At 31.7% G+C, this 21,199-nt stretch carries 16 protein-coding genes; 11 read left to right on the forward strand and 5 right to left on the reverse strand.

The features are described 5' to 3' along the window. Window positions 1-56: 56 nt before the first annotated feature. From RAH41_RS01465 to RAH41_RS01480, 4 genes are all read left to right on the forward strand, one after another. Window positions 57-1,358, forward strand: coding sequence for a glutamine synthetase family protein (locus RAH41_RS01465; RefSeq protein WP_331220103.1), 1,302 nt, complete (start codon window positions 57-59; stop codon window positions 1,356-1,358). 113 nt (window positions 1,359-1,471) lie between these two features. Then, entirely contained in the window at window positions 1,472-2,806 is a 1,335-nt protein-coding gene (gene glnA, locus RAH41_RS01470) for a type I glutamate--ammonia ligase (protein ID WP_331220105.1), read from the forward strand. Between the two features lie 827 nt (window positions 2,807-3,633). Further along, entirely contained in the window at window positions 3,634-4,452 is an 819-nt protein-coding gene (locus tag RAH41_RS01475; RefSeq protein WP_331220107.1) for an SDR family oxidoreductase, read from the forward strand. A 585-nt stretch (window positions 4,453-5,037) separates the two neighbouring features. Continuing rightward, window positions 5,038-5,895: a TVP38/TMEM64 family protein gene (locus tag RAH41_RS01480; protein WP_331220108.1), complete on the forward strand. Its 858-nt coding sequence runs from the start codon at window positions 5,038-5,040 to the stop codon at window positions 5,893-5,895. Window positions 5,896-5,999: 104 nt separating this feature from the next. Here RAH41_RS01480 and cls read toward each other — a convergent pair whose 3' ends face one another. After that, the gene (gene cls / locus RAH41_RS01485; protein WP_331220109.1) at window positions 6,000-7,457 is read right to left on the reverse strand and encodes a cardiolipin synthase; all 1,458 of its coding nucleotides are present in this window, start codon (window positions 7,455-7,457) and stop codon (window positions 6,000-6,002) included. Between the two features lie 274 nt (window positions 7,458-7,731). Here cls and RAH41_RS01490 point away from each other — a divergent pair, with 274 nt between their 5' ends. From RAH41_RS01490 to RAH41_RS01505, 4 genes are all read left to right on the forward strand, one after another. Then, entirely contained in the window at window positions 7,732-8,271 is a 540-nt protein-coding gene (locus tag RAH41_RS01490; protein WP_331220111.1) for a TVP38/TMEM64 family protein, read from the forward strand. A 118-nt stretch (window positions 8,272-8,389) separates the two neighbouring features. Beyond that, the gene (locus tag RAH41_RS01495) at window positions 8,390-8,947 is read left to right on the forward strand and encodes a class I SAM-dependent methyltransferase (protein WP_331220112.1); all 558 of its coding nucleotides are present in this window, start codon (window positions 8,390-8,392) and stop codon (window positions 8,945-8,947) included. A gap of 35 nt (window positions 8,948-8,982) precedes the next feature. Continuing rightward, the gene (locus RAH41_RS01500; RefSeq protein ID WP_331220113.1) at window positions 8,983-9,669 is read left to right on the forward strand and encodes a response regulator transcription factor; all 687 of its coding nucleotides are present in this window, start codon (window positions 8,983-8,985) and stop codon (window positions 9,667-9,669) included. Beyond that, window positions 9,666-10,751, forward strand: a complete 1,086-nt coding sequence (locus RAH41_RS01505) for a HAMP domain-containing sensor histidine kinase (RefSeq protein WP_331220114.1) — start codon at window positions 9,666-9,668, stop codon at window positions 10,749-10,751. Before RAH41_RS01500 ends, RAH41_RS01505 begins: the two co-directional genes overlap by 4 nt. Before the next feature lie 113 nt (window positions 10,752-10,864). On the opposite strand, the gene RAH41_RS01510 is transcribed toward RAH41_RS01505, so the two are convergent. The 4 genes from RAH41_RS01510 to RAH41_RS01525 form a co-directional block, all read right to left on the reverse strand. After that, window positions 10,865-11,473, reverse strand: coding sequence for an NADPH-dependent F420 reductase (locus tag RAH41_RS01510; protein ID WP_331220116.1), 609 nt, complete (start codon window positions 11,471-11,473; stop codon window positions 10,865-10,867). Between the two features lie 208 nt (window positions 11,474-11,681). Beyond that, window positions 11,682-12,908, reverse strand: coding sequence for a cyanophycinase (locus tag RAH41_RS01515; protein ID WP_331220118.1), 1,227 nt, complete (start codon window positions 12,906-12,908; stop codon window positions 11,682-11,684). Window positions 12,909-12,930: 22 nt separating this feature from the next. Further along, on the reverse strand, window positions 12,931-14,103 hold the full coding sequence (gene iadA, locus RAH41_RS01520; protein WP_331220119.1) for a beta-aspartyl-peptidase: 1,173 nt from the start codon (window positions 14,101-14,103) through the stop codon (window positions 12,931-12,933). A 33-nt stretch (window positions 14,104-14,136) separates the two neighbouring features. Further along, window positions 14,137-15,558 carry a C4-dicarboxylate ABC transporter permease gene (locus tag RAH41_RS01525; protein ID WP_331220120.1) on the reverse strand — a complete coding sequence of 474 codons (1,422 nt, stop codon included), beginning with the start codon at window positions 15,556-15,558 and terminating at the stop codon, window positions 14,137-14,139. 262 nt (window positions 15,559-15,820) lie between these two features. On the opposite strand from RAH41_RS01525, the gene RAH41_RS01530 reads away from it, so the two are divergent. The 3 genes from RAH41_RS01530 to RAH41_RS01540 all read left to right on the forward strand — a co-directional run bounded on the left by RAH41_RS01530 (window position 15,821) and on the right by RAH41_RS01540 (window position 21,152). Then, complete coding sequence (locus RAH41_RS01530) at window positions 15,821-17,878, forward strand: sigma-54 interaction domain-containing protein (protein ID WP_331220121.1); 2,058 nt, start codon at window positions 15,821-15,823, stop codon at window positions 17,876-17,878. Window positions 17,879-18,049: 171 nt separating this feature from the next. Beyond that, window positions 18,050-20,554 (forward strand): cyanophycinase, encoded by a 2,505-nt coding sequence (locus RAH41_RS01535; RefSeq protein ID WP_331220122.1) that lies wholly within the window; start codon window positions 18,050-18,052, stop codon window positions 20,552-20,554. A 139-nt stretch (window positions 20,555-20,693) separates the two neighbouring features. Continuing rightward, on the forward strand, window positions 20,694-21,152 hold the full coding sequence (locus RAH41_RS01540) for a TspO/MBR family protein (protein WP_419471545.1): 459 nt from the start codon (window positions 20,694-20,696) through the stop codon (window positions 21,150-21,152). Window positions 21,153-21,199 lie beyond the last annotated feature (47 nt).

Consider the following 21,199-nt stretch of genomic DNA (forward strand, 5'->3'; position numbering starts at 1 on the left):
TTATTGATAAAGTCCGGATTATTCTAGCTTTTATATTTATATGGGGGGAAATATAAATGAAAAAGGAAACGATTTTAAATAGTGTTGAAGAACACAGTCTTGAATTTGTGCAGTTATTTTTTACGGATGTAGAAGGGGTATTCAAACAGTTAGAACTACCAATCACACAAATTGAAAAAATACTTAATAATGAAACTATGTTTGATGGCTCTAGTATTAACGGGTTCACAAAAATTGAAGCAAGTGATATGATGCTTTTCCCAGATTTGAATACTTGGAAAGTCGATACTAACGAAAAAGTTGGACTCTTCATTTGCGATGTTTATTACCCGAATGGTACACCGTTTGAAGGTGACCCAAGAAATGTGCTTAAACGAGCAATTGAAAAAGCGACTGACAAGGGATTTACTTCTTTTAATGTAGGACCTGAACCTGAATTCTTCCTATTCACTAAGGAAGGAAATCAATTAGTTCCAAATGACAAAGGTGGATATTTTGATGTAGCCCCCCTAGATAAAACAGTTACAATACGACGTGAAATTACGAAAGCACTTCAGGCTTTAGGGTTAGAAGTTGAGGCCTTGCATCACGAAGTTGCAATCGGTCAACATGAGATTGATTGGAAATACGCACCAGGATTACAAACAGCTGATAATATTCAATTATTTAAATATACAGTTAAAACAATTGCTGAAAAAAATGGTTTAGTTGCTACATTCATGCCAAAACCAATATTTGGAGAAAATGGCTCTGGTATGCATTGTCATATGAGTCTAGGAAATGATAATGGTAATGCCTTTTATGATCAGCATGATTCAATTGGATTATCTGAAACAGCGCGACAATTTATTGCAGGTGTATTAACACATGCCCGTGCAAATGCTTCAGTTACAAATCCAACAGTTAATTCATATAAACGTTTAGTTCCAGGCTATGAAGCACCAGTTTATGTAGCTTGGTCACAAAGTAATCGCACGTGTACAATTCGTATACCTGCTGCAAGAGGTGCAGGTACTAGAATCGAAGTGCGAAATCCAGATCCATCTGCAAATCCTTATTTAGCTTTAGCTGTTTTATTATCTGCAGGCTTGGATGGTATTGAAAGAAAATTAACACCTCCGGTCGAACGAAGTGAAAACCTGTATTTGATGGATGACGTAACTAGAAAAGCAGAAGGTATTGAAACATTGCCTGGAAGCTTACTTGAAGCAGTTACAGAACTTGAAAACAGTGAATTCCTACAGCAAGTTTTAGGAAAGCACGTATATTATTCATTCCTTCAAAACAAAAAAGATGAATGGGATGCATACCGATTACGTGTATCAGAATGGGAAAAAGAAACATATTTAAACTGCTAATCACTAAACTAAAAATAAAAAAATAGAAAAGTGGAAGTAGATCTTTCTACTTTTCTATTTTAAAGTGTGTTAGACTAATTTTGTTTGTTGCATACGAAAGGGGAACTTTTATAATGGCTAAGTTTACAAAAGAAGATATTTTCCGTATTTCAAAAGAACAAAACGTAAAGTACATACGTCTACAATTTACGGATTTACTAGGGATTATCAAAAACGTTGAAATTCCAGTAAGTCAGCTTGAAAAAGCTTTAGACAATAAAATGATGTTTGACGGTTCTTCAATTGAAGGATTCGTTCGTATCGAAGAATCTGATATGTATTTATTCCCTGATTTAGACACTTGGGTAGTTTTCCCATGGACTGCTGAAAAAGGAAAAGTAGCTCGTTTAATCTGTGATATTTACAATGCAGATGGTACTCCATTTGAAGGGGATCCTCGTAATAACTTAAAACGTATGTTAAAAGAAATGGAAGCTCTAGGCTTCACTGATTTCAACCTAGGGCCTGAGCCAGAATTCTTCTTATTTAAATTAGATGAAAAAGGCGAACCAACTCTTGAGTTAAATGATAAAGGTGGTTACTTCGATTTAGCACCAACTGACTTAGGTGAAAACTGCCGTCGTGATATCGTTCTTGAACTTGAAGAAATGGGCTTTGAAATCGAAGCATCTCACCACGAAGTAGCTCCAGGACAACATGAAATTGATTTCAAATATGCTGGTGCAATTAAAGCTTGTGATGATATTCAAACATTTAAATTAGTTGTAAAAACAATCGCTCGTAAGCACGGTTTACACGCTACATTCATGCCAAAACCACTATTTGGTGTAAACGGTTCTGGTATGCACTGTAACTTATCATTATTTACAAATGGTAAAAACGCATTCTACGATGAGACTGGTGAATTAGGTTTAAGTGAAACAGCACGCCACTTCATCGCAGGGATCTTAAAACATGCTCCAAGCTTTACAGCTGTTACAAACCCAACTGTAAACTCATATAAACGTTTAGTACCTGGATATGAAGCTCCATGTTACGTTGCTTGGTCTGCAAGAAACCGTAGTCCACTAATTCGTATTCCTGCATCTCGTGGCTTAAGCACACGTGTAGAAGTACGTTCAGTTGACCCAGCTGCAAACCCATACTTAGCATTATCAGTATTATTAGCAGCAGGTTTAGACGGAATCAAAAATAAATTAGAAGCTCCAGCTCCAGTAGACCGTAACATCTACGTTATGTCGAAAGAAGAGCGTGAAGAAGTTGGAATCATTGATTTACCAGCAACTTTAGCAGCTGCACTTGAACTATTAAAAACTGACGAAGTAATCGTTGGTGCTCTAGGATCACACTTATTCGAACACTTTGTAGAAGCAAAAGAAATCGAATGGGATATCTTCCGTACTCAAGTTCACCCTTGGGAAAGAGATCAATACATGTCAGTATATTAATCAAATCAACCCTTGACGCTTATGGCGTTGAGGGTTTTTTTTATTTATGAGCAGGTAGCTCGTTTTATATTAATTCATTATATTACTCATGAATTCGACCACAGAAGAATATAGACAAAATCAACTACGAGATGATGAAATGGGAGAGCAGTTAGGCGTGATGAGATAAATAAATCCATATGCCGATGCTAAAGATACAGAAAAAGAAAAGAAAGTAAGTAAGTAGAAGGCCTATGAGGTCTGGCCAGTAAAAGTAATGCTTAAGGCGAATTGTTCGGTAGCCGTATAGGGTTTACTCAGTATCAAAGGCTTACAACCGCAGAGCAAATCATTTTTTTTATCACGGGAGGTTTTGTATGAATACGTTGAACGATACATGGAATGTTCACATTTCTTTCTAAAACAATTAACTCTTAAGTATATATAAATCTGATAAACTATTAGAAAATAGTATGAATGAGGTGTATTTGGAAGATATAACAAAGTGCAAACTGATAAACAAAAAATATTGGTGAACACTATAAGACTTGGAATTTGGAATGATTTAAGGATCCTAAGTGATATGTAAGGCGAATGATAGATCAAACTAAAATTAGAATATGATATTTGGACCTGTACGAATAAAGTGATGTAATTTAACTAAATTTTAGATGTGATGATGGGTATAATAATCATCGAAGTCTATCGATCGTTAAAAATGTTATTAGAATCTTAGAGAAGTAGCAACAAAAGTTGTTCAAGTAAATATAAATCTGGTTGTACTATTGAAAGGACTATTGTAGCAACTGATTTATAAAATTAAGAAAGTAATAGAAAGAAGTGATAATTTGATTCTAGTCACAGGTGCAAAAGGTACTGTAGGTAAAGAAGTTGTGAGAGAACTACTAAAGCTAAATGCTAATTTTAAAATATCCACAAGTAAAAAAAATACTAGTAATGTATATTTAAACTTTGAAGATTCCAAATCAATTAGACCTGCATTTCAAGGAATTACTAAACTTTTTTTAATACGTCCTCCACATCTTGCGGATAAGAAATATTTTGAACCAGTTATAGAAATTGCAAAAGAAGTAGGGATTGAACAGATAGTATTCTTGTCTTTATTAGGTGCTGATAAAAATAAGGTGGTTCCGCATGCCAAGATAGAGGAATTAATTCTCAACTCAGGGATCCCCTATACATTTTTAAGACCGAGTTTTTTTATGCAGAATTTATTAAATCAACATGTTGAAGAACTGATAAAGGAAAATATTATTTTTGTACCAGCGGGTAAAGGGAAAACGAGTTTTATCGATACAAGAGATATCGGTGTAGTAGCCGCAAAAGCACTAACAGAAAAAGGGCATAGATTCAAATCTTATTCGTTAACTGGAAATGAAGCTATTAGTTATTACGAAGTGGCTGAGATTTTATCAAAGTACCTAAAAAAAGACATTATCTATACAAATCCAAGTATTTTAACCTTTTGGAGAAAGATGAGAAAAAAAGGGTTAGCTCGCGATTTTATTATAGTTATGATAGGTATATATACAACTGCAAAATTAGGACTTGCAAAAAAAATAACAACAGATTTAGAGGATTTATTAGGGAGGAAACCAATTAAGTTTGAACAATTTGTTATTGATTATTTAGATTGGCTTAAATGATTGAAATGTGATCAAGCTAGTTTATGAATATTTATTTTTTAATTTGGCAATATCAAAGTATTTATAATGCCGATTCTATTTATAATTAATATAGTAATTGCGTTATGTTTCATTAAAATTGGTAACTCTCAAATTTTCCATATCTAAGTTAAAAAAGTATAGTGCAATTCGTCATATAGATGAAAACGCGCAATTAGAAGAGCTTATTCTTATAACAGAAGAATAAGCTCTTTTTGTTCGAAACAAAACAACTTAACTGAAGTATTCGTTATGGAAAAAGAAATGAATGAATAAATAAATTCTAACGGTAAGGTAAGGGATATAAAGTTACTGATAAAGCATGGGAGAAAAAAGAGATCAACTTGTGGATAGTCAGTAAATGGAGGATTTCCATATGGATATTTATTTTTAATAAAGAAAATAATAAAATTATCATTCCTGGAATGTTTGTTTGTATGACAAACGAATACATAGACTGCTTTCTTGTACTTAATTGAAAAATATAACCATTATACGATTAAATCTATCAAAAGAGTGAAATAAATCTTTACTTTCGCAGACAATAATTAGCCTAAGGAGAATTTAATGAACACTATATCTAGAATGAAATATTCAAATTGGAGGTATGTAAGATTATTTCTGCAATTGATTGTAAGTATTATTCCGATTATTATCTTAGTAAGTTCTTTAGAAACTTTACTTTATGAATTTAGAATGGTCGGTATTTTTTTATCATTTGTCATTGTGTTATTTGCGGTAATAGCATTTTTCAACAAGAGTGAAGAATTTCTAAAGTTAACTCGAATTCTAGTTTTTTATAACTTTGCTGTCGTAATTTTTATTTTTGTAATTTATTACGTATCTAATATTATGGTTATAACTGATTACTATGGTTTTGAAGGACTATTTAGAAAAAATATAAAAATTGCTAAGTGGATCTATTTTTTAATCTGTTTTTTCCACCCAATTGCTTTGCCAATTCCAGAAGCAGTCACTGTCTTAGCTGCCAGTACAGTGTTTGGTTCTTTTTATGGTTTTATTATTGATTTTGTTGGTATCGTCTTAGGGAATATTACAATGTTTTTTTTAGCAAGATATGGAGGATTAAAGGTAGTTAATCGATTTATTAAAACAAAGCACCTTTCAAAATATAATGAAATTGTTAAAAAAAATGAAACTTTATTTATCACAATTTTATTGATTGTGCCTATTTTACCAGATGAAATTGTCAGTGTTGGGGCAGGGATTACTAATGTCTCCACTAAAAAATATATAGTAATCGTTTGTATATCAAAATTGATAACATCTTCCCTACTTGCCTACTCGATAAAATTAACTAAGATATTTTCTTTATCTACAAACCAAATAATCATATTAATCTCACTCATATTTCTAGTTTTCTTTTTTCTTACTAAATTTATAAACAAAAGAAAGCTTAAATAAATTGAAACTTAAAAAGGAGCTTAAAGCTCCTTATAATTAATTACATATTAAATTAAGTGCTGTTCTTGTAAAAAAAATAGATAATGCACTTTTCTTGAGTTGAATTACAATAAAGGTGATAATAAGCGAGTTAGAGATTCAATTAACTTTTTAAATAAACTACGTTCAATAAATTCCTTAACATCTAACTGAGTAGATACTGAAAAATCGTTTAAAAAAGATTGTTTCACTTGATCAACTGTATCTGATTCATATAAAAATGATGTTAATTCATAATTTAAATGCAGACTTCTTACATCTAAATTAGCAGTACCAACGGAAGCGATTTCATTATCAATTAACAAAACCTTTGAGTGAAGGAAATTGTTTTTATATGTATAAATTTTCACACCACTTTCTAATAGGGGTACGAAATATGACTTAGATGCTGAATCACTTAAAATACTATCACTTTTTCCCGGATAAATGATCCGTACGTCTAATCCAGACAATGCTTTAAGTTTTAAAATCGTGAAAATCTCTTGGTCTGGAACGAAATAAGGAGTGGCAAGCCAGATGCTGTTTTCAGCGATTGTAAGAAGGGTATGAAAAGCATTCCTCATGGTTGGTTCCTTCGTGTCTGGTCCACTTCCGAAAATTTGAATTGCACCATTAACCTTATTTTTTTCAACTTGAAGATTTTGGCCACTTTTTTCATGAAAACTTAATCTGTTAACTTGAATTTTTTCACTTGAATTATCAGATGTAGAATAATGCCAATCTTGCAAAAATAAGTTTTGAAGCTCTTCAACGGCACTTCCTTCTATATATAAATGGGTATCTCTCCAAAAACCAATTTTTGATCTACCTAGATATTCATCACCTACATTTAGACCTCCAGTGAATCCTTTAATTCCATCTACCACAACAATTTTCCTGTGGTTTCGATAATTTATTGTACCGACTGACCATGTAGTAATAGGATCAAATATGGATACTTTAACTCCAGCAGCACTTAAATTCTTTAGTAATTTCTTCTTTAACCTTTTACTTCCTAAACCATCAACTAATAAGCGAACTACAACACCTTCATTCACTTTCATTCTTAAAATGTCAAGTAACTCACTACCGATTGTATCTGCTCGAAAGATGTAATACTGAATATAAATATAGTTTTTTGCATCCAGAAGAGCTTCTTTAAGTTTTGAAAACATTTCGTCACCATTAATTAATAATGAAGCACTTGAATTTTGATTAATAGGTACCCCTGTAAACTTTTCGATGATGGTACTTAATTTTTGAGATTTTTTTGAGAGAGTATTCCATTTATTATCATTTTTTTCACTCGATATTTGAGGTATTTTATACTTTGAATGATTGATTAATTTTTTTCGTCTTCTCTTTAACCTTCCAAATAGAACGTATAATATAACGCCGAAAGTAGGAGCTAGGGAGAGTAATAATAACCAGGAAATAGTGCTTTGAGGATTCCGGTTTTCTAAAAATAATATACATGAAATTCCAATTACACTTATGATGATAACCCAATGCATTGTTTCATATAGTCCTTGTGACTGACTCATTAGGAGTTCCCATAAAATCAGAAAGACTAAAGCAACTAAGGTCTTAGGGATATTTGTGCTAATAATAAACACCTACAATCTACTTATAACTTAAAACTACCTCTATTAATTTTTCCAATCTAAAAATTGATATACATAATCATAACAGGCAAAAAAATTTTTAAAAATTCTTTATGATTTCTTAAGAATTATTCATAAAAAAGTATTGGAAAAGTTAATAAGTTTAGACGAAAATAGGAATGCTTAATTATAAACCATGAAATGAGGAAAGAAAGTGAAATATCGTGTCATCACTTTATTGACCAGTTGGAGTATTCTTTTAGTTTGTCTATATGAATTAGGAATCATACCATTTTCTAAGAATGAATTAATTCAATTTATAACAAATAGACAAGACTATGCTCTTTTAATATACTTTGTTATTTTTTCTTTAAGGTTTGTATTAATGATACCAAGTTCTTTATTTTTACTGACTGGTATTTTTCTTTTTAATCCGTGGATTGTCTTATTATTTTCACTAGGATCGATGTTCATCACAGAAAGTATCATTTTCATCATTGGTAAAAGAATAAATAAGTCAAAATGGTATGAAAACTTCTTAAACAAACATCCAAAAATAGGACAAAGAATAAAGAAAAACCAATATTGGATGCTTTTTATTTTAGGTGCAGTTCCTACATGCCCTACTGATGCTGCTTGTTTAATTTCATCTGCATCGGGAATGAGGTATAGACCGTACATTATGATTGTTTTGTTAAGTAACACTTTTTATGCACTATGGTATGTATTATTGGGAACATATATCCATTTCTAATCATTAAGTTTGAATTTAGCCGTCTTTAAAATTCTTAAGAAATTTAGTGACTTTTTCTTCAGAAATTTATTTTAATATGATTTCATCATAAAAAGTTAATTATTTGGAGGGTAAGTTTATGAAAAAATTATTATTTCTATGTCAATATATATTACGACCAAGAACTGTTGGGGCATTAATGCCAAGTTCATCGTTTTTGGCTGAAAAAATGTTAGATGATATTAATTTTAAGACAGCCAATACAATTATTGAATACGGTCCAGGTACAGGAGTTTTTACTGAAAAATTACTTAAGCTAAAATTGCCAACTACCAAAATTATTTTAGTAGAAAAAAATGATAAGTTTTATAATGATTTAATTAGAAAGTTTGGTGATAATCATAGCGTAACGATTATTAATGATAGTGCGGAAAGTATTATGAAGTATTTAGAAGAGTTTGGTATAGACAATGTCGATTATGTCATCTCTGGACTGCCATTTACTAGTCTACCTTTAAACGTATCGAAAACTATTTTATTAAACACTAAAAAGATACTCGCAGATCAAGGGAAATTTGTGACATTCCAATATACTCAAAGAAAAATGAAATTTATTAATACCTACTTTAAAAATATTGCTATTAAAAGGGAATATAGAAATTTGCCACCGGCATATGTATTAAGTTGCAATAATTAAAATAAAGTGCATTTATTTGAAAGGTGTAGTAAAACTTGATAAGTAAAATATTAGTTGTAGATGATGATGAAAAAATCAAAAAATTAATTTCAATATATCTTGAAAATGAAGGGTTTTCTACTACTTTAGCAAACGATGCAGAGGAAGCTCTTGAACTTTTAAAAGATGAAGATTTTGATTTGATTATATTAGATATTATGCTCCCGAAAATTGATGGAATAGAAGCTTGCATAAAGATACGAGAGGAAAGGACATTACCGATCATTATGCTTTCGGCAAAATCTGAAGATCTAGACAAAATACAAGGTTTAAGCTCGGGTGCAGATGATTATCTAACAAAACCATTTAATCCACTTGAATTGATCGCTAGAGTAAAATCTCAGCTTAGAAGATATAAAAAATATAATAATGTACAAAAGAATGATGAAATAGTATTAGCTTTTGGAGACTTGCAAGTGAATACAGAGACAAGGCAAGTTTGGATAAGAAATAAAGAAAAGAGACTAACACCAAAAGAGTTTGATATATTAGAATTACTAGTTCGAAATAAAGGAATCGTACTAAGTGTTAGTAAGATTTATGAAGCAATATGGAAAGAAGACTTTTTAAAATCTGATAATACTGTAATGGTTCATATAACAAATATTAGAGAAAAAATTGAAGATGATCCTAAGCATCCAATCTATATTAAAACAGTTTGGGGAATTGGATACAAAGTATGAAGAATTTAATTCATATCTGGCAAAGAATTAGTATTAAGTTATTAGTAGCTATCACAATTAGTTTCGGTGTTTCTTTAATTGTAACAATTCTTATCTCACAAATTTTTATAGGGCCTTATATTGTTTCTCATCAGAATATGCTAAATTCATTACAGTATAATCTCGTTATTATTCCAACTTTTATCATTATCATATTAAGTTTCATTATTAGTTTTCTATTACTAATTAGAAAAAAGATTCTTTATTTAAAAGAAATTTCACGTACTGTTCAATTAATTTCTCAAGGTAAACTTGGAGCGGTGATTGAGTTAAAAGGGCGAGACGAATTGACTCAGTTGAGTTTAAATATTAATACAATGTCTAAGGAGTTAGAACGAAAATTTAAAAATGAACGTCATATTGAAAATGTCAAAAATGAATTGATAACTAGTGTTTCACATGATTTAAGAACGCCACTAACTTCAATAATAGGATATAGTAATTTGTTGAAGAATAGAGAATACAAGAATGAAAATGAATTAGACGAGTACTTGAATACAATCTATACAAAATCGCATGATTTAAAGAATTTAATCAATGAACTTTTTGAATTTACGAGGTTATCTAGTCCAGATATTATTCTATCAAAACAAAAAGTTGATTTAAGTCAGTTGATTGAACAAATAATAGGTGAGAATATACCTATTTTTCAAAAAGAAGGATTAAACATCAAAAAGGAGTCCATTGCAGAAGATATTGAAATTAATATTGATGTTGAAAAAATGGTTAGAGTTTTTGATAACCTATTTATGAATGCTATGAAATATAGTGTTAAACCTTCAACTATAAAAGTAAGTCTAACCCAAAAAGCTAATGAAGTACTACTTTCGATATCGAATCAAGGAATAAATGTAAATCCAGATAGTCTTGAACGATTTTTTGAAAAATTTTATCGTGAAGATTCCTCAAGAAAAAGTGAAGGTAGTGCTGGCTTAGGACTTGCTATATCCAAACGAATTGTTGAACTTCATAAAGGAAGGATCTGGGTTGAACTAAAAGAAGATTGGATAACTTTTTTTGTGAAGTTAACTATAAAAGTATGATAACTTTATTAATGAAGTTGTTTCCAGATCACATCCAATTACATTATTACATAAAAAAAATGAGTCGTTTTTAATAAAAGCGACTCATTTCTCCTTACAAATTCTAATTTACATTAACGCATCCATTTTATTCCTGTATTTGGATTCATCCCTTGTACTCTAACCATTTCAATCCAAATCATTGCAAAAGGCTCTAAATACCTTGAGAAATAAAGTTTACCAACTATTAACGGATCAAAACCAAATTCTGCAATTAGGTTGGACACTTTTAAATTAGCATCATCATGATCGCCTGCAATAAGCATAGTTATTTTTTCTCCATTAACCGTTGGATCAATCATTTTTTCTAGTCCAACTGTATTTAATGTTTTAACGACCTTTGCTTTTGGTATTAATTTTTGTATCTCTTCAGCATTTGAAGTAGTAGTACCTCTTGTTAACTTTAAACCCTCACCGATAGGGTTAGTCAAATCAATTACTATTTTCCCATCTATTTCTATGATATTTTTAACTGCACTTTCTACAGCATTACCTGGTACAGCAAGAATAATTAGCTCGTTGTTCATTGCAATATTTTTTGTTTCCACATAATTAAAAATAGGATTAACCTTTTGATTACTTTCTAAATTCCTAACTCCAAATGTAATTTCATGTTTGTACGTTACCAATCTATTTGCAATAACATTCCCGATTTGACCATTCCCAATAATCCCTATTTTCATTATCGATTCTCCTTATAACCAGACCTAAACAAAGATAGATTAACCTATTTTGATTTATCTATTCGTATAGAATGAATTATATTGAGGTGTAGATTAAAATAAGGTTTATCTTCAAATGAGGAGAAGACCGAACAATTCATTTGAAATGCTTAGAGGGAAAGAAAAAGAAGATTTACTGTGCGTAAATCTTCTTTTTCTTTCTTTAAAGTTAGTAACTTACATTCAGTACAACATTACTAACAGTATATTTACTACTGCTATAGTATCCTTTTGTGTTTGCGTCTTTTAAAAACTTTAATGTAAATTTAGGACCTGATTCATAACTATCACCATACAAATAAGAAACATTTGTATCTACCAATCTTGTAATTGTTGTAGTAGTTTCATATGCTGAAAATATATCCGAAGAATCTCGAATCGTTGAATAGTATGGTGTTGTAATCAATGATTTAGATGATGTAATTGATTTCGTGCTCGTATTATAAGTATCACCAGTTGTTAAATAACTTACTTTTACATTATTTGCAGTAAAAGATGAAGCAGTTCCGTAAGTTGCATTTGTTGAGTCTACTATGAAAACGCCATGTTCACCATAAACTTTACCAGTAGAACCGTTTAAATAAAGTGCTGTGTTTTCATCAATTCCATAGCCTACTTTTTGACCTAAGTCTCTTTCAGCTAAAAGAATACGACCGATTCGACCTCTTGCATCGAAATGAGTATCAATGGCAGCGTTTACAAAACCAAAACCTGTTGTATAGCCACCGTTATCGGGATAAGAAGTATCAGCTAGTGAGACGTCACTGATTTTTTTAGATAATAAACGATTGTAGTATAGGTATCCATAACTGACACCTTCACCGTATGTTTTCGGACTTTGAACAGCAGTTCCAGCACTTGTACCAGAAATAATAGCTCCAGCTGTTGCTCTTTGTTGGATAGCTGCAAAAAGTGGGGTAGGAGTTCCATCGTCTTTTAGTAAACTTCTTACATGACGGGACTGATCACCACCGTTAAAGAATATAACATCTGCTGTGTTAATTAGATCAATATTACTTTGTTTATAAGCTTCGGTTGTATAGTTATCAACTGCTACAGGAATAAATACTGGTGTAAAGCCATACTTAGTAAATAAATTTTTATACGATAAGTGACCAGTTATATCATTAGTGTATGCGTCTAATGCAGTTGCGTAGTCAGCAGCTGCACTACATACAATTGCAACTACTGGGTTGGTTTTGCCAGTTGCAGCTTTTAGTGCATTGTAAATTTCGGCATTATTATCATCAATTGCACCACCCATTAAAAATACTTTTGGTGCAGCTGCAGCTTCAACGCTTCTTTCAGATCGTAAGAAAGAAGTTCCAAAAACTAACGAAAATACTAAAACTAATGATAATACGATTGAAATCTTAAACTTGTACTTCATCTTCATCATTAATTCCTCCTGAAATGTGTTATTCAAAAGTGCCTTTTACAACTGGAATACCTTCTTCAACCATCTTTTTCCCAAGTGCAATTACTGTTTCAATTTCTAAAGTATCTTGATTTAATATGACGATATCAGCATCGTTACCAGGTTTTATATTACCTTTGTGTGGTAGTTTTAGCACTTGTGCAGGGTTAGAAGTAATTACTTGTAATGCTACTTCTAATGGGATTCCTTCATCAATTACGCCATCTCTTACTTCTTGATATAGGGATGAAATTTTTCCTATTTGAAGTCCCAGATAGTCTCCATTTGTATCAAAAAAGGGAAGACTTGCCTGGCCATCGGATGAAAAAGTTATGTTCTCAATCGGAACCCCTTCTTCTAGCATAACACGGAGTCCCTTGCTACACTTTACTTCGCCTTCTTCTAAAAACTGAGGGATCGTGCTTGTAGTAAAATCTACAAAACCACCTTTAAGTGCGTAATCAATACCAGCTTTAAACAATTCTTCATTCCGATTTATATGAGTAGGGTGGAACTGACGGATTGGAATATTCGTCTGTTCAACTAGTTGATGGAGAAGTGAAAGCTTATCTTTGCCATCTCCAACATGAATTTCTAAGATGCCAGCCTTTCCAGATAAAATTCCTCCATTTCGTGCTGCAGATGCGATCTTTGCAAGTTCTTCAATAGTTGGTTCTGAGGAACGGTGGTCTGCAATAGCAATTTCACCAACTCCAATAATCTTATCAATTAAAATAATATCGCTTTGAATCGATTCTGTTAGTGTCTTTACAGGAATTTGATAAGAACCCGTGTGAATATAACAAGTAATCCCTTCTTCTTCTAAACCACGTGCTTTTGCAAGTAAATTCTCCATCGTTCTTGTTGTACCGTCTGTACCTAATACACCAACTACTGTAGTAACACCGGCAGTAGTAACATTAGTAAGCATTAGTTCTGGAGTACGAGTTTTATATCCGCCTTCACCACCACCTCCAATGATATGTACGTGTGAATCAATAAAACCTGGTACAACAAAAGAGTTGGAGGCATCTATCACATCACAGGAAAGAAAGTCTGGTGGAATGGAGATATGATCTGCTATCATTTCAATTTTTCCACCTGCTAAAAGTATATCTTTTCTGCCAATAGAGTGTGGTGTGTATACTTGACCGTTTTTAATTAAGGTTAACAACTTTTTTCTCCTCCTAAATCCTTTGTTAATTCATTAAAAAGGACCGTAGTTCATTAAATGTGCGATAACAACAGCAATTAAACCAATTAAATATTGAACGAATACTAATGGGAAAATCCATTTCGCCCATTTCGTCCAAGGGATACCTGCAATTGCTAAACCTGCCATTAAAGTTCCTGCTGTTGGGAAAATAATATTACCAATACCATCAGCAAAAGAAAATGATAGTACAGCAGTTTGTCGCGTAATTCCAATTAGATCAGCAAGTGGGGCCATTATTGGCATTGTTAACGCGGCATGACCGCTACCTGAAGCTAAAATAAAGTGAATAGCTGCTTGGAAATTATACATCCCAATTACACTTAATGAGGCAGGGATATGTTTAATGACCTCCGATATTCCGTGAAGCATTGGATCAACAATATGACCTTGATTTAAAACAACTAGAATTGCACGGGAAACACCTATAATAAGAGCACCATTAATTAAAGAAGCAGATCCCCCAGTAAATGATTTAACAACGTCATCGATTGATAATTTTCCAATTATTCCAATTGCAATCGTTAAAATAATAAATAAAGAAGCAATTTCAGTAATGTACCATTGATATTTAATAACGCCAAAAGCTAAAATAATATAGTTTACAAGAAAAGCAGTTAAAATCCATTTATGTCTAGAAGATAATTTAGCTTTAGAAGTTAATAGATCGTTAGTTTGTTCAATTGAATATTTTCCATAGAATCCCATGTTAGGATTTTTCTTTACTTTCATAGCATATCGATAAATAAAAATAACAGATACTAAATATACAACTACAAATAGGACAAGTCTAAAGCCCATACCAGAAAATGTAGGAAGTTCTGCGATTCCTTGAGCAATACCAACTGTAAACGGATTCATAATTGCTGTTGTAAATCCTGCTGATGCACCAACTAATACGATTGCAGTACCTGTCATAGTGTCAAATCCTAAAGCAAGTGCTAACGGAACTAGAAGAGGAATATAAGCTAAAGTTTCTTCAGCCATTCCCATTAATGAGCCTCCAACTGCAAAGAACAGCATCATAATAGGGATTAATAACTTTTCTCTAGTAGCAAGGTTTCTAGCCATTGTTGAGATTAAGACTTCAATTGTGCCAGTAGCACTTAATACACCAAAAAAACCTCCAATTATTAAAACGAAGAAAATAATATTACCCGCTTCTACCATACCAGAATGAATGGCTTTTACCATATCGAAGAGCCCAACTGGTGTAGCAGCGATTGATTTAAATGAATTCGGATCGACTGATGAATGTCCGTCAACGTCGATATGGGCGTATTCCCCAGTAGGTAATACGTAAGTAAGGGCTGTCGCAATTAATAGAATTACTAAAAGTAATGCAAAAACATTAATTTTACGTTCTTTCATCACTTTTGTCTTAGGTGCCATTTTATTTGCTTGAATTTGTGACATAAGTTCATCTCCTTTTGATAATTAAGTAGCTAATTAATTAGAATAGAATTTGATAAATAAAACGCTTCCAACTATTCCCTCCCAAATTTGAATTCTCAAAATCTATTAAAATTGCTATAACATTCTATAAGCAAGTTTTGTGCCAACTTTAAATGTCTTATTTTTAAGAAAATTTGATAGATTCTTCTGATTAATTGGTTCTTTTTGGTTTATTTAGTGTTATAATAAAACCAATTTTATCATATATGGAGAGAAATTATAGATGAAAAATTCACTAACATTGATAACAGGTAGTTCAAAAACAAGACAAGCTTTGTCTAATCAACTTACGCAATTACTAGAAGAATACATAACGATTAACTCATATGCAATTGACGAGGGAGAACATAAAGCATTTAAAGATGATCTTATACTTTTTTCTTCTGAAGCAGTAAAAGCTGAAACTGAAAAATTTGCACAATTAAGTGCTAATCAATTCATAGTTGGGAAAAGAACACTTAATCATGAAAATGTTGACAAATTATTGAGAATTGAGGAGGGGACAAAAGTTCTTGTAGTAAATGATGATTTTCATTCAACAGTCGAACTTATTCAGTCCTTGTACCAATTGGGGATTAATCATTTGGAGTATTTTCCATTTAAAAGTGATCAACAATATTATCCAGATATTAATCTTTCGGTTTCACCTGGTGAAACTCATTTAAGTCCGTCATATATAAAACATGTATTGGATATAGGCGTAAGACTTTTTGATATCTCTACAATTTTACACATTGTAGAATATTTTCATTTTAACGATAATATAGCAACATTAATTTCAGAAAAATATTTACGCAATATTATTGAATTACATAGAGAACTTTTCAATGCAAAGCAAAGTGTAAAGAAAGTAAATAGACATATCCAAAGTGTTGTAAATACGGTTGATGATGGAATTTTAGCGATTGATGGATATAAAAGAATAACGGTGCTAAATGATCGGATAAACAAGTTGTTTAAATTAACTAAAAGTAGCTATGAAGGTAAATATATAGACGAGATTATTAAGGAGGGAAAAATAAGAGACTTTATTTTAAATGGTTCAGATGAGTCTAAATTCTTTTCAATAGACAATATTGATATTGTTATCTACCGGACGTATAGTCATGAAGATGATCGGATCGTTGCTACTTTTAAGAGCGTTAATCAAGCATTTGAAATCGAAAAAACAGCGCAGAGAGAATTTAGAAAGCAAGGGTTTTATGCAAGATATGACTTTGCGGATATTATTGGTGAGGATGACACAATTTTAGAATGTAAACGGATCGCAACAAAACTTGCAAAAGCTGAGCATCCAATTTTAATTCAAGGTGAAACAGGTACAGGTAAAGAGCTTTTTGCACACGCAATCCATAAACAATCAAACAGAAAAAACGGCCCTTTTTTAGCTATTAATTGTAGTGCATTTACTGAAAGTTTACTAGAAAGTGAACTATTTGGTTATGAAGATGGGACTTTTACTGGAGCAAAAAAAGGTGGGAAACAAGGCCTTTTTGAAATTGCTGATGGAGGAACGATATTCTTAGATGAAATAGGTGACATAAGTTTAAATGTTCAATCCCATTTACTTCGTGTTCTCCAAGAACAAGAAATTCGTAGAATAGGTGGCAGAAAAATAATTCCGATTAATGTTCGGATCATTGCTGCAACTAACAAAGATATCCATCATAAAATCTCAGACGGCTCATTCCGTTCCGATTTGTATTACAGATTAAATGTCTTGAATCTCATCATTCCACCTCTACGCTCAAGAAGAACAGACATACCGCATCTCGTACATCACTTTATCGCTAAAAGTGGAAAAGGGGTTGAGATCGAGGAAGAAGCTTTAAATGAATTAATGGGTTTTGATTGGTTAGGTAATATACGAGAATTGAAATCAGTTATTGATTATATGCTTACTGTTTGCGAGGGAAATACGATTTCTCGAAATGACTTTCCTCATTATAACTATACTGAGAACAAAGAACACCCAAAAATAGATTCAAATCAATTTAATCTTCCTTCAAGTGTTCTTGAAATTGAAGAATCTATTACAATACTTGAAACGATAAAGAACTGTAATGATTTAGGTAAAGCAGCAAGTAGAGATCTTATATCCAGCTCGAGTGAGGAAAAAGGAAGATACTTATCTCCACAGCAAATAAGACTACGATTAGAAATTATGGGGAATAAGGGCTTAATAACAAAAGGAAGAGGAAGGGCAGGTACGAAGATTACTACTAATGGAATTGACTACTTGCATTTTCTAAAAGCTAACATAAAAAATAAATTACTTTAAGTTTTCTAAATAGTTACAATTTGGTTAAAATTGGTTGTAATTATTCACCCAAAAATAGTTTTTAAATTGAATAAATCGTATTGAAACCTTGTCTAGTCAATCTACTTATTTTTGGTATAAAACTTGCTTGTATTTAGAAGTAAGCTAAAAAATAAGTAAAGGGGTTAAGAAATGAGAAAAAAATTTATTACATTTTTGGTTAGTTTTATTTTAACGTTTTCAGTATCAGGGTTATCTTATGTAAGAGCTCAAAGTTCACAAGAAGATATTCAAGGAAACCTTGTTATTGTTGGCGGTGGGTTAGGTTCTTCGAATAAAGTAGTGTATGAAAAATTTATTGAATTAGCCGGATCTAAAAAGGCGAAAATTGGTATTATTCCTGCTGCTAGCGGTAAATTAAAATCTTCTTTAGATTTTAAACATGATTTAATAAATTATGGTGTAAGTCCAGAATCAGTAGAGATTTTACCTTTATCAAATCATGATTTTTCTGATACAGATGAAAATGAGTCTAATTGGAAGGATCATGCTAATAGTTCAGAAATTGCAAAGCAAATAAGTGGGCTGACAGCTATTTGGTTCGTAGGTGGAGACCAACAACGTATAGTTGATACACTACGATCAGAAGATAAAAATTCAGTCGTCTTACAAGAAATCTGGGATATCTATCGAAATGGTGCAGTTATTGGTGGGACAAGCGCTGGAGCTGCAATAATGAGCAATACGATGATTACAGGTGGAGATAGCCTTGGTGCATTAAAGGGATACTATGAAAAAAATCAAAACCAAGGAGTAGGTAAAGAGTATGAACCTCTGTCAGTTGAAAAAGGACTAGGTTTCTTTCAAAATGGTTTAGTTGATCAACATATGGATGAAAGAGCTCGTTTTGCTAGATTAGCAATTACAGCAATCAAGTATGAAAATACTGGGAATCTTGCTTATGGAATTGACGAAGATACTGCAATGGTTGTAAGCAACAAAGAAAAAACAATAGAAGTTATAGGTCGTAGTGGTGTATCAGTTATCGATGTAAATGAAGCAAAAAGAAATGGAAATTTAGAAAATATTAAAATTAGCTATTTAGCTCAAGGTGACAAAATCCATTTTAATTCGAATACGATTGACTTTTCTAAAGATAAATATGAAACAAAAGGATATGAGTATTACTCTTTTAAAGCATTACCAAACACAGGGCTACTAACTCCTTATGGAAAGTTAAAAGATTATCTAGCATATTCGCTTGTTGATAACGAATCATCGCAGGCAATAAAATCATATTTATATGATAAAGAAGGCAGAGGATACGAAATCGTTTTTCGAAAATCAAATGATACAAATGGTTACTGGAATTATACTGATGGACAAAAAGATGATTATTCTATTCAAAATGTAACGATGGATATTCATCCTAAAAAATTAGTATTTAGTGAACAAGATTCCGAATTTGACTTTAAGAAGTCAGATTTTAATGTATCTAATCATACTAGCGAAGAATCTATAAAAGGAAATTTAGTCATTGTCGGTGGAGCGTTGGGAAGCAGTAATAGTGCAGTTTATAATAAACTAATTGAACTTGCAGGAGGACCTGAAAATGCAAAAGTTGGAATCATCCCTGCGGCGAGTACAAAACTGACTTCATCGAATGATTTTACAAAAGATTTAATTAAATATGGAGTTAAAAAAGATTCTATTGAGATTCTACCAATTTCTAATCATGATTTTAAAGGTACTCCAATAGACGAAAAGCAATGGATTAACAATATGAACGATGATCAGTTAGTTAAAAAGATAAGTAAATTAAATTGTATCTGGTTTGTAGGTGGGGACCAGACATTAATTACTTCATCTTTATTAAACGAAAATGGTTCAAACTCAAAAGTTTTAGATGCCATCTGGAAGATTTATGAAAATGGTGCGGTTATAGGTGGAACAAGTGCAGGTGCAGCTATTATGAGCAATACGATGATAGCTGGAGGAGACAGTTATGGGGCTTTGAGATATGGATTTACAAAGTCTTATAATGATATGGAACAACAGGAAGGTGGACCAGTTTACTTAGAAAAAGGATTGAATTTCTTTCAAGATGGAATTGTCGATCAGCATTTTGATAAGAAAGCTAGGTTAGGACGTTTAATTGTTACAGCAAATGAAAAAGGAAAGAAAAATCAATTAGCTTATGGGGTAGATGAAGACACGGCTATGATTGTTAATAACAAAAAGCATCAAGTCGATGTAGTTGGACGTGGTGGATTAACTGTCATTGATTTATCGAAAGTAAAGACAAGTAAAAATCTCCCAAATAAGTATAACAATGTTATTGTGTCAGTTATTTCACCTGGAGATCATGTAAATTTATTAACGAATGAGGTAAGCGTGAGCAACTTAAAGTCAACGACAAAAGGATTCGAATATTATGACTCAAAAGTAGCACCGTACACAGGAGTATTTTCTCCACATGGGTTGTTAAAAAATTTCTTAGCATATAATTTAGTTGATAATGCTCAAACAAAAGAAGTACATAGCTATAGTTTTAATGATGATAAAGGATTTGAACTATCATTTAGAAAAACAGCTGAAACGAATGGGTACTGGACGTATAAGGATGGTCAAAAAGATGATTATAGTGTTGTAAACGTTTCGTTAGATATAAAGCCTATAAATGTAACAATACGATAGGAGTTTGTAATCGGTTAAGTTGAAAATAATGTTTTAATACCTAAAAAAGAGTATTTAATAAAGTACTCTTTTTTTTTAATACTAAATAATAAAATAAAACATATAAATTGGTAGAGTACAAGTATAGGGAGGTACGAAAGTGAGCGCAATTTTTACATTTATTTTCGCGTTAATGTTATTTTCATTGTCTGGGATCTTATTTCCAATCGATCTTAAATGGTATAGCAAGTTGAAAAAACCTGTATTGACTCCACCTAGTAAATTATTTGGAATCGTATGGGGAGTGCTCTATCTATTAATTGCACTGTCACTCGCTATAGTAGAGTACAAAGTTGGTCTAAAAAATACTTCAGTTATTTATATGCTTGTCTGGATCTTAAATTATATAAGTAACCAGGCATTTAGTTTTTTTCAATTTAAATTAAAGAGACTTGATTTAGCAGCATTAGATTGTTTAATTGTGGCAATTACAGCAGTATTATTAATCATATTGACTTTACCCTATTCGTTGTTAGCCTCTGTATTATTAATTCCTTATGCTATATGGACTATCTTTGCTACTTATTTATCATTTAGACTGTATTATTTAAATAAATAACCATTTTATTAAAAGGCTTTCTTCAAAAAAGCAAGAAAATTGAAGAT

The sequence above is a fragment of the Gottfriedia acidiceleris genome, from assembly GCF_036421055.1.
In the GTDB taxonomy this organism is placed as follows: domain Bacteria; phylum Bacillota; class Bacilli; order Bacillales; family Bacillaceae_G; genus Gottfriedia; species Gottfriedia acidiceleris_C.